The sequence below is a fragment of the uncultured Acinetobacter sp. genome (genome assembly GCF_947624825.1).
In the GTDB taxonomy this organism is placed as follows: Bacteria; Pseudomonadota; Gammaproteobacteria; order Pseudomonadales; family Moraxellaceae; genus Acinetobacter.
Window position 1 is genome coordinate 1 of the sequence record NZ_CANQLZ010000071.1, and the last position, 10,832, is coordinate 10,832.

Genomic DNA, 10,832 nt, shown 5'->3' on the forward strand with positions numbered 1-10,832 from the left:
ACGCTGGCTGGGGTCAATTAAAAACAATGCTGGAATACAAGTGCGATCACGCAGGCATTGTTTTTAAGGTAGTTAATGAGGCGTACACCACCCAAACCTGTAGTTGTTGCGGTCAATTGCCCGACAACAGGCCGAGAGGTATCGCAGGTTTGCGAATAAGAGACTGGACTTGCAGTGCGTGTGGTGTCACGCACGACTGCCGTGATGTTAATGCGGCCAAGAACATTCTTGCGGTCGGACATGGCCGTCTAGGCGTAGGAATCCCTGCCCTTTAGGGCAGGGAGGATGTCAACTAAATACTCATGCACAAGTATTTCATTTCTAAATATTCATCAATACCATGGCTTGATCCTTCACGTCCTAGCCCAGAAGATTTAATACCACCAAAAGGTGCTACTTCAGTAGAAATTAATCCAGTATTAATACCCACCATGCCATATTCAAGTGCTTCAGCAACCTTCCAAACTCGTGATAAATCACGGGCATAAAAATACGCAGCTAAACCATATTCAGTGTCATTTGCTAGCTCAATAACTTCAGCTTCACTTTCAAAACAAAAAAGGGGCGCTAACGGACCAAATGTTTCTTCTTTAGCAACGTGCATGTGTTTAGTTGCATCAGCAATAACTGTTGGCTCAAAAAAATTAGCACTTAAAGCATGGCGCTTACCTCCTAATAATAACCTACCGCCTTTATCTAGTGCATCTTGTACGTGACGCTCAACCTTATCTACTGCTTTTTGATTTATTAGTGGACCAATTTCAACCCCTGGTTCAATGCCTGAACCAACCCTTAGCTTTTTAACAGCAGCAACAAATTTTTCAGCAAAAGCATCATAGACTTTGGTTTGCACATAAATACGGTTTGCACACACACACGTTTGTCCTGCATTGCGGTATTTAGAAATAATAGCGCCTTCAACAGCAGCATCTAAATCGGCATCATCAAAAACAATAAAGGGAGCATTACCACCTAATTCAAGTGAGAGCTTTTTTAATGTAGGTGCAGAGGCTTGCATTAATTGAATACCCACTGCTGTTGAACCTGTAAAAGATAATTTTCTTACATTAGGGTTTGCAGTCAGCACCTCGCCTACTTTATATGCATCGCTTTCACTTGCTGTAATTACATTAAAAACCCCAGCAGGCACACCCGCTTGTTTTGCAAGCTGCACAAGAGCCAAGGCTGAAAGTGGTGTTTGTGGTGCAGGCTTCAGTATAAGTGTGCAGCCAGCTGCCAAAGCAGGCGCTGCTTTACGAGTAACCATGGCTGATGGAAAGTTCCAAGGTGTAATGGCAGCAACAACTCCAACAGGTTGCTTTAATACTAAAAGGCGCTTATCTAGTTGATGACCGGGTAAAGTTTCACCATTAATTCGTTTAGCCTCTTCAGCAAACCATTCTACAAACGAAGCAGCATAAGCAATTTCACCTTTAGCCTCAGCCAAAGGTTTCCCTTGTTCTTGTGTCATCAAAACGGCAAGTTCATCTTGGTGTTGCATGATTAAATCAAACCAGCGCCGTAAAATTTGGCTGCGTTCTTTTGCTGTGTATTGTTGCCATTTAGGTAAAGCTGCTTTTGCGGCAATAATGGCTTGTTCAGTATCTATGCGCCCCATAGAAGGCAAGCTAGCTAATAGTTCTCCGGTAGCAGGGTTGTATATTTCATACGTTTTTTTATCGTGCGCATCAACCCACTGACCTTTTATGTACCCTTTATTTACTATAAATTTTAACATTTCAAGCACCTTTTGAATTTTGTTGTATGAGTGGACTTTACCCTACTCTTTTAGCTAAATCTTTATCATGATAAAGATTGCAGGGCTTTATCAAAGAAAACTACTGAGTAAAACGCACTTTCTAACCCCATTAATTTGTGAAAAATAGGTGCTTGAGCAAGTTTTTTGAATAAAATCTTTATCATGATAAAGATTGCAGGGCTTTAATTTTAGATAAGCAGCAAATTACTTAGCTTTAACAGTGACCTGAAAAAGTGACTCTATTCCATTTGTCATTTAGTGGCTTCATAATCATACTGGTAAGACTATTACCTTAAGGAATAAATTTATGGCTATAAGACTTGCATTTGCTAACCAAAAAGGCGGCGTTGGGAAGTCAACGTTAACATTGCAGACTGCCTATTACGCAGCAGAAAAGGGGCTAAAAGTACTTGTTGTTGATATGGATGGCCAGGGGAATACGAGTGCTAAAATTGCAGGCCGTGAAAAAATAGAGAATATACCACCTTCAGTTACGCGTTCAGTTGATTTATTTAAACCTAATTTAAAGCAGGTAGTTACCCTTAAAGGTGATTATGGTATTGATTTACTTCCTGCCAAAATTAATGATGATCAGCTTTATGCTCAAGAAGCAGCACCCATAGATACGATTATAAATCCATCAATAAATTTAGAAACCATTGCCGAAAATTATGATTTAGTCATCATTGATTGCCCACCTTCTTTAGGCAGACTTTTATCAGCGGGTCTTATTATGGCTGACAAAATAATTATGCCAATCCAAGTATCTGGTTTTGCTGTGGATGGTGTTGGTGGTTTATTTAAAGTGGTTGAGCAATTACAAAATATTGGTAAAGAAGATTTGGAAGTGGCAGGCATTTTAGTTAATTCATTTAATGCAAGGTCTAAACAGCATCATCAAGCTTTGAAAGAACTAAGGGATAAAGTTGGTAACCTAGTGATGGAGGGTGTTATAGCTAATCGTTCACCAATAGATCAAGCAACTAATCAATCTAAACCCATTTGGAAAATTAAAACAGGGGCAGCTCGGCTTGCTAAAGTAGAGTTAACCATTGCTATTGAAGATATTTTTAAGCGCATTGGTGTTTCTTATGAGTAAGTTAGATGAAAATAAAGGGTACTTAGACGGACTTAAAGAACTTAAAATACCTTTAAGAAAAAGCACACCAAATAAAAGCCTATTAAAGCAAGAGGAAGTTGAATTAAAAACTGGTGATACTTTTAATCTTTCCCTAGAAAGAATAAAAGTTGAAAAACAAGTTCGTCATAAATTTGATCATGATAAATTAATGGAATTGGCTAAACAGTTAGCTACTGAAGGGCAGCGTTACCCACTTGAAGTCGCTAAGCTAAGTGTTGATAACTATTTGTTAATTACTGGTGAGCGCAGGTTTCGCGCATTAAGTATAAATCAGGCTAAAACAGCAAAAGTTACACTGATTGATATGCCAAGCGATATGCAAAACCGCATTACACTTCAGCTTACTGAAAATTTACAGCGTGATAATTTAACAGCATTGGAACTAGCAGGTGCTTTTGATCAGTTAAAGACAATGGGCGTTACACAAGCGATTATTGCTGAAAAGGTAGGCAAATCAGAAGGCTGGGTATCAAGGTATTTAAGCCTAATAGGTTTACCTACTTACCTTAAAGCATTGCTTGAAGAAGGGCATACCTCAGATACTATGTTAATAGGTATTTTGCGTAAAATTGATGAAATCTCTATTGTTGCCAGTAGTGAGCTAGCTGATAAAATTAAAAAAGGCACTGCGACTCGTCAATCAGTGACGGAAGCTTATAATACTTTAAAAGCTTTGCAGATTAATAATAAAGCAGTTGTTTCATCTAAACATAAACAGACAGTAATGGATTTAGATAAAATACATTACAAAAGAAATCATCGACCCATTCAATCTGAAAAATTTAATGCCAGTGTTGAGGCTAAGCTTACTAATGGCAAAAAAATTGTAGGTCAGCTATTAACTACCCGTTTAGCTGAAATGGATAACGCTATTGAAAATACTTGGTGTTGGATAAAATTAGCAGATGGTACTAATGTTTGTGTAGAAACATCAACCATTAGAATCAATTCAGTTCATCATATTTAATTTATTTTCAACCTAGCTGTAAATTTTTGTAATAATTTACAGCTATTTAATTGTGCAGATTTTTTAAATTAAAACCTCAATTACATGAAAAAATCCAAATAATATACGTATCGCTGATTGCCATAAGGCGCTTTTTTTGACTTGCTCAATTCTTCCCTGTTTATTTGCTTGAAATTATGCCTAATCTCTATTTTTTACTGTATTTTAAAAATTATTTTTTTACCAATAAGTATTTATAATAATGCATAAGCATTGCTTATATATAGGCTTTGTTATAAGGGTTTCTTTACTTAACCCTTACTAAGTATAAGGTTTTAATGCTTGGTTTAATCAGTTTTTTTGAATTTAATGCTAATAAATGGTTTTAAATATTACCATCTGAATTTTTTTTGTGTACTATGCATGACCTTTACGTCAATGTAATTGGTTTAGAGTCTAATTAATTCTATAAAACTATAATAACAAGCAGCTTGAAGTTAAGATTGCCTTGTTTTTTAGACAAAAAAATGTAATAGGAGAGGTAATGAAAATAAGATCAAAAAACGAAATCCCATCTGAAGCTAAGCAGGGTTTAGGTGCTCAAGATGATTCTGCAAGCTATGTAAACCTTCATAAGTCTAGCTCTGAATTTTCTAGTAGGAATGAATACCTTGAGCATGAATTACAAATAATGCAGCCTAAGCGCTGGCGTCCTAACTTACCTTTTAGAGATTACCGCTTTGAATTTGAAGATGCGGTACCTGCTATGGCAGCAACCATTGGTAAAGTTGTTATGGTGGCGGCTATTGCGGCGACCTTTGCTGCACCCTTAGGTTTAAGTGAAACTTTTATTTTAGAGAACGTACGCTACGAGTTACTTATCGTTGCTTTTTTTATTATTTTATTTTCAGGGTTTATTTTACCTACAGCAAACTTAGCAGGTACTCATGGCCCCTTGATTCCATTAATACCTATTGTGGTGGCTGCAGGGGGTCACCCAATGGCATTTGGGTTATTAATAGGTGCTTTTGGTTTAATTTTAGCCTTTAGTAAAGGCGGAAGCATGTTGGCAAAGCTAACAAGTAAAGGTGTTTGTGGTGGATTACTGCTTTACCTTGGATTTATTGGTACCACATCACAAGTAGCAAAACTGTTTACTTGGGCTGAAGGCATTGGAATGACTTACATCGCCTTCATTGTTATTTTAGCCACCATCGTGCTTTATGCAACATTAGAAAGTATCAATAAGCGCTGGTTAGCAGTGCCGCTAAGCTGCCTTTTAGGTGGTGTAATCGCTTCTTCTTTGGGTGCACCTTTTGATTTTAAAACAGGGCCTGGTTTACCGATCATAGACCCATCTTATTGGTGGGGTGAAAGCACGGGTTGGATGTTAGGTTTACCAACATTAGAAAGCTTTGTGGTTGTATTACCTTTTGCAATTCTTGCTGTAGCTATGTGGTCGCCCGACTTTTTAGGGCATCAAGTATTTCAAAAAATTAGTTATCCAGAACGTACTGAAAAAGTGCAAATGAACATTGATGACACCATGCTAAGTGCATCGGTAAGGCAAACCTTTGGTTCTCTTTTAGGTGGTGCTAACTTTGCTTCATCATGGGGAACTTACATAGTGCCAGCAGCAATTGCTAAGCGCCCAATTCCAGCAGGTGCTATTTTAACTGCTGTATTTTGTGTTATTGCAGGCGTTTGGGGTTATCCAATGGATTTAGCCATTTGGCCACCAGTGCTAAGCGTTGCGTTAATTGTTGGTGTGTTTATTCCTTTGTTAGAAGCCGGTATGGAAATGACACGTGAAGGTAAAACAACGCAATCAGCTGCTATTGTCGTGTTTTCTTCAGCTTTAGTTAACCCAGCGTTTGGTTGGTCAATTACTATTTTACTTGATAACTTAGGGCTTATTGGCTGCAAAGAAAGAAGTTCTGAATTGCCGCACATGAGCCGCTGGATCATTCCATTGGTTGTGTTTATTATTTTAACAGGTGTGATGGCAATGGTTGGAATGTTGCCTGGTATTCCAGCATTAATGTCTAACTTTCGACACTAGATACTAAGCAGGTTGCAGTTAACCGGTAAGTGTTTTTAGCACTTACCGGTTTGCATGCAGATTTTAGCTGTACTTATTTCTTTCTATACTTTTTTTCCATGCCATCAAGAATATTACGAAGCAATTGATCTAAACACCGCCGATAGTTTTTATGGTTAGGGTTGCGAAACAGCGCACTCAATTCATGTTTGCTAATCGTGAAGTTGCTTAACTGAAGCATTTCAAGCAAATCATCTGCCTGTAAATTTAAAGCAATTTTTAACTTACGTAATATAATATTGTTGCTTAATACACTTTCAGGCTTAGGTATTTCATCACCCTTAGACCCTCGGTTTTTTATGATGAGTCCGTTTAAAAAGCGTGCCATGGTTTCATCGTCACACAAAATAAACTCAGGTGCTTCTTCACGCGCTAACCAAGCCATCAATTCAGTTTTGGTTGCTGTGTAGCCACCCAATTCAAACATAGAAAGCATAAGTGGGTCACTAAAATCAAAAATATAGCGTACCCGACGTAAGATATCATTATTATTGATGACTAAACCTCCTGTTCAGCTATGGGCTCAATAGGCTCAGGCTCAGCAACTTCAATGGCTTCGGGTGTTATTTCAACATAAATAGTCATACTGTTTTTTTCAACCAAGGCATCCACACTTTTTAATAGCGATGATAAATGCACATCAGTCGCTGTTTCTTCTGATTCGCCAATTTTACAATTAAAACCCCAATACCTAGCACCTGTAGGCAGTGGTGTACTGCGTTCTTTTTTTAAGTATTTTTTTATCTCATGTTTTACAGAATCCACAACACGAGGCACTTTAATCTTAGGGTGTTCTAACTTAAATAATTTTTTCATTTAAATCCTATTAGGAATGGGAAACGGTTGCTGTAAACTAACAAAAACCTAAACTACTGAAAGGCAATTTTACGAGCATTCTATCACTGTTCGTTAAGTTGTTTTGTTATTTAGATAAGGCAGCTTCTAGCTCATCTAAGCTTATACCACGACTTTGCATTTGCTCTGCTAAAAAATTAATATCATCTTGGTGCTTTTGAGTTAATGCCCTTTTAAAGTCTTCAATTAAGGCAATTATTTTTTGTTTAGGTAAGGTTTTAATCATCGCCACGCGTTTATTAGACTTGGCATTAACTAGGCTAGTCAACACTGTATTTAGAGTGTCTTGCCCTGCCTCTGATTGGTTTTGACTGGATTCTAATGGTTCTATTTCTGGACTTGCCATTTTTGCTTTTTGTTTTATATTGGCAGGCACTATTTCAACTGATGCATTGGGTTTTGGTATTTCTTTTTCTTGTTGTGTTTTTTCTTGTGGTTTTATGGATTTAGCCACTTCAGAAATAGTAACTTTAAGATTTAACTGTTGTTTTTCTTCTGATCCATTTTCTTTTATTCCTTCTTCTTCCTGGCTAGAAAGTGAATGCAAATAGACTTTTTCTAATAGCTTACTTTGGTACTCTGGTATTTTAGGCAGCATATTACCTAGGTATTCATCAATCTGCCCATGGCATTGTTTAACTAAGCCTGGTGGAATAAATAGTTTTCCTTTGGAAGCCATTTTTTGTTCAATTTCATTTTTTATTAAGTTTTTACGAAAATCACGTATATTCTGGCCTAAATCATCATTGCAGCTCTCAAGTGTTGTTAACATTTTCTCTTCTTCCTTTTTAATGTGCTCTATTTCATACTTAATTTTTTTGTTGATACTTTGAGTGATATCATTAATAAAATTTTGAGCTGATTTCCTTTCATTGGCTTTGATCAGTGATTTTGGCGGCTCTGTAGGAATGGATTGCTTTGAATTTAATACTTTAATCCGGTTCATTTCACTTCGAATATCACCTATAAAATTATCAATTGAGCGTGTATCAGAAGGCGTGGAGCCAGTAAAAAACATTCTATCTATTCCACTAATTTTTACTCTTAGGTGATTATTGGCACTTTTTTCATACTCAAACGGTGTATCGCCTATCAAAGCTTTTACTCTGTCAATTGCTTCACGTTGATAGCTACTGAATGATTTTTCGTGACAAGCCATTGGGTATCCTTACAAGCTATGCTAGCTCTGTGTGTGGGTTGATGTCTTTAGGCATGTTAGCCTTATTATTGAATCTGCTGCTAAAAAACTGTATTACAGTCTAAACAGCCACCTTAATTTACATTATTAATGCTGTTTTTTCAGCAGCAATCTTATGAACTGAAAAAACTTTAAATATTAGGTACTAATTCAAAGTTATCCCTAGCTGCTGCTTTTTCTAAAGTTTTGTCATTGTTCTTTAAGTAATTGCGGGTAGTTATAGGTGATGAGTGGCGTAGCGCATCCTGTATGGTTGCTAAGCTTTCACCACGTTCACGCATGCGTTCAGCAAACGTATGACGCAAGTCATGTGGCTTAATTTTGCAAAGTAATTTACTTTCTTTTACTCGCTGTTCTAATATCCAAGCAACCCCTTCGCCTGACAAACCTTCTTTACGCATCAGTTCTTCACCAATTCTTATTCTGCAAAACATGGGGCCATGAATTTCAGGGTCACGCAAACTAAAAAGCCATTCTTCAACATAGGGTTTAGCCCACCTAGGTAAGTGTAATATGGCTTCTTTATTGCCCTTACCCACCACACGAAATTGCCCATTACGGTAAGACTCAGCTTTAATAGCGCCTAAATCACCTCGCCGAAGTCCACAACCTAGCATGGCTGCAATAATGGCTGCATCCCTTATACCCCGTGCAGTTAAATCATTAACACAAGATAAAAGTAAAGTTTTAATTTCTTCTTCTTTTAATATGGTTGGTTCAGAAACCCTAAAACCTTTATCCATTTTCACATCGTTAATTTGTATTAAACGCTCATAAGGCATTAAGCCTAAAGCAACCGCTTTTTTAGCAACTCCCCGAATGGCTGTTAGTAAACCATTTACTGATGAAGGGCTAGACGTTTGTGTGTGGCCACGGTAAAGAGTGGCCGTATTTTTACGCAATTGCTTTATTAGCTCAACGTGCCCCATCTCAAGTGTTGTCCAATCAAACTTTAGGTAAAGGCGATCTAAAAACTTTTGATCAATCACTGATTCTAAATCGTATTGCTGATGCTGAGCTAATGCTCTAACTGCCCAATTAAGGTGAGATATAAATGTTTTTTTACTTGCTTTAGATTCAAGAGAGTTAATATACATTTCAGCAGGTGAATAGTTTTTATTACCTGACTTCCCTCCACTAGATAAGCTAAATTTTATATCATTAGAAAGTTGATTAAACTTACTTTCATTTTCGTTTAAATTGTTTTTTTGCAATAGTTTATTCATTTTTTATAAGCTTATTAATTTAATTTTTATGAGAAGAATGCTATTAAATATTTCTGGCATTCAAAGGTTTTTCCTTTTGTTCAAAGGTTTTAATAATTTTTTGTATTACAATATATCAAATTACTTCTTGGATAAACAAGGTTTAGCAGTAATGCATCCCGATAAAAACCTTGAAAAAACCAATATGCGAGAAAGAAGAGATCCTCAGGGTTTTGCATTTATTCAAGATATTTTAAAAAAATCAAATCAAGTAAATCAAGGAAGAACTAAATACACTTGGAATAAGAATGGTTTCTCTGATCCTGTTCTTAAATTAGTGCGTTTTAAAAACTTTCAGCCTTGGGATTTAGTTATTGTTAATGGTATTTATTTAGATACTGTAAGAAATTTAATGTGGGAACATGCTGTAAAGTTTATTATTATCTTTATAATTTCTATTTTTAGTATGACTAGTTTAATTTTTTTAATTATTAATTCAATTAAAAAACCATTAAATACTATGTTAGTAAGAACACGTGATATTGCTGAAGGCAATGGTGATCTAACTCAGCGATTGTCGCTAGATGGTAAAGATGAGCTAACTCAAATTAATTTAGCTTTTAATGCTTTTATTAGCAAAATTCAAGTTCTTGTACAGCAAATCCATCAGTCTTCTTTATCTGTTTCAGCTGCTGCTGAAGAGCTTTCAGCTGTAACACAACAAAGCTCGCAGACAATATACCAGCAAAGTTTGGAAACAGATCAAGTGGCTACGGCTATGAATGAAATGACAGCTACAGTACAAGAAGTAGCGATTAATGCTAGTCAGGCTGCTAATGCTGCTAGAAATGCGATGAGTGAAGCACAAAAAAGTGAGCAACGCCTAAAAGCAACATTAGAAACGTTATCTGATTTAGATGAAAGTATTCAAAAAACAGCCATAACGTTGGATCATTTAAAAGAAGGCACTGCAAATATTGGCATTATTATGGATGTCATTAGCTCTGTTGCTGAACAAACTAACTTACTTGCTTTAAATGCTGCGATTGAAGCGGCACGTGCAGGTGAACATGGGCGTGGTTTTGCAGTAGTAGCTGATGAAGTGCGTGGTTTAGCAGCAAGAACTCAGCAAAGCACTATAGAGATTCATACCACTATTGAAAATTTAGTAAAAGAAGCAGATGAGTCTTATAAGGCGATGTCTGAAAGCCGAAAGCAGGCAGCTGAAACAATAAGTCATGCAAAAGAAACTACCGCTGCTTTAGATTTAGTTAGTGCGGCTATTCAGTTAATCTCTGATATGAATACACAAATTGCTAGTGCAGCAGAACAACAAGCTGCAGTTTCAGATGAAATTAATAGCAATATATTAAATATTAATGAATTGTCAACACAAAATAAAGAAGGTTCAGAACAAACAACGCAAGCAAGTACTGACTTAGCAAAACTGTCAGTAGCGCTTAACGAACAAGTGAGCCAATTTAAAACTTAAAGTAGTCAGTGTAATTTTTACCACTAATGCCCCTTTTAGTTAAGGGGCGCAGCCTTTCTTTTTGATTATAGAAACCCTGATTATAAGACCTCACTTAGTGTTCCCACTTAGTTTGTTGTTTATACCTTTTTGCGC

The 10,832-nt window shown here is 36.6% G+C and carries 10 protein-coding genes; 5 read left to right on the forward strand and 5 right to left on the reverse strand.

All coding sequences use genetic code 11. From position 1 onward, the window contains the following. Positions 1–275, forward strand: a 275-nt coding sequence (locus Q0017_RS12175; protein ID WP_298147222.1) for a transposase, incomplete at its 5' end; no start/stop codon positions are given. 17 nt (positions 276–292) lie between these two features. On the opposite strand, the gene Q0017_RS12180 is transcribed toward Q0017_RS12175, so the two are convergent. Next, complete coding sequence (locus tag Q0017_RS12180; protein WP_298147244.1) at positions 293–1,738, reverse strand: NAD-dependent succinate-semialdehyde dehydrogenase; 1,446 nt, start codon at positions 1,736–1,738, stop codon at positions 293–295. Between the two features lie 328 nt (positions 1,739–2,066). Between Q0017_RS12180 and Q0017_RS12185 the strand changes: the two genes are divergently transcribed. From Q0017_RS12185 to Q0017_RS12195, 3 genes are all read left to right on the forward strand, one after another. After that, a complete protein-coding gene (locus tag Q0017_RS12185) occupies positions 2,067–2,858 on the forward strand; it encodes a ParA family protein (protein ID WP_298147225.1) in 792 nt (263 codons plus the stop codon). Next, the gene (locus tag Q0017_RS12190; protein ID WP_298147227.1) at positions 2,851–3,867 is read left to right on the forward strand and encodes a ParB/RepB/Spo0J family partition protein; all 1,017 of its coding nucleotides are present in this window, start codon (positions 2,851–2,853) and stop codon (positions 3,865–3,867) included. The genes Q0017_RS12185 and Q0017_RS12190 overlap by 8 nt, the downstream gene beginning before the upstream one ends. Before the next feature lie 523 nt (positions 3,868–4,390). Then, on the forward strand, positions 4,391–5,908 hold the full coding sequence (locus tag Q0017_RS12195) for a DUF3360 family protein (RefSeq protein ID WP_298147229.1): 1,518 nt from the start codon (positions 4,391–4,393) through the stop codon (positions 5,906–5,908). Positions 5,909–5,981: 73 nt separating this feature from the next. Here the strand turns inward: Q0017_RS12195 and Q0017_RS12200 are convergent, their stop codons facing one another. The 4 genes from Q0017_RS12200 to Q0017_RS12215 form a co-directional block, all read right to left on the reverse strand. Further along, positions 5,982–6,443, reverse strand: a complete 462-nt coding sequence (locus Q0017_RS12200) for a DUF1456 family protein (protein ID WP_367277117.1) — start codon at positions 6,441–6,443, stop codon at positions 5,982–5,984. A 2-nt stretch (positions 6,444–6,445) separates the two neighbouring features. Continuing rightward, positions 6,446–6,763, reverse strand: a complete 318-nt coding sequence (locus Q0017_RS12205; RefSeq protein ID WP_298147231.1) for a DUF6172 family protein — start codon at positions 6,761–6,763, stop codon at positions 6,446–6,448. 106 nt (positions 6,764–6,869) lie between these two features. Continuing rightward, a complete protein-coding gene (locus Q0017_RS12210) occupies positions 6,870–7,961 on the reverse strand; it encodes a hypothetical protein (protein WP_298147234.1) in 1,092 nt (363 codons plus the stop codon). A gap of 170 nt (positions 7,962–8,131) precedes the next feature. Beyond that, the gene (locus Q0017_RS12215; protein WP_298147237.1) at positions 8,132–9,226 is read right to left on the reverse strand and encodes a tyrosine-type recombinase/integrase; all 1,095 of its coding nucleotides are present in this window, start codon (positions 9,224–9,226) and stop codon (positions 8,132–8,134) included. A 37-nt stretch (positions 9,227–9,263) separates the two neighbouring features. On the opposite strand from Q0017_RS12215, the gene Q0017_RS12220 reads away from it, so the two are divergent. Then, entirely contained in the window at positions 9,264–10,697 is a 1,434-nt protein-coding gene (locus Q0017_RS12220) for a methyl-accepting chemotaxis protein (protein ID WP_298147240.1), read from the forward strand. Positions 10,698–10,832 lie beyond the last annotated feature (135 nt).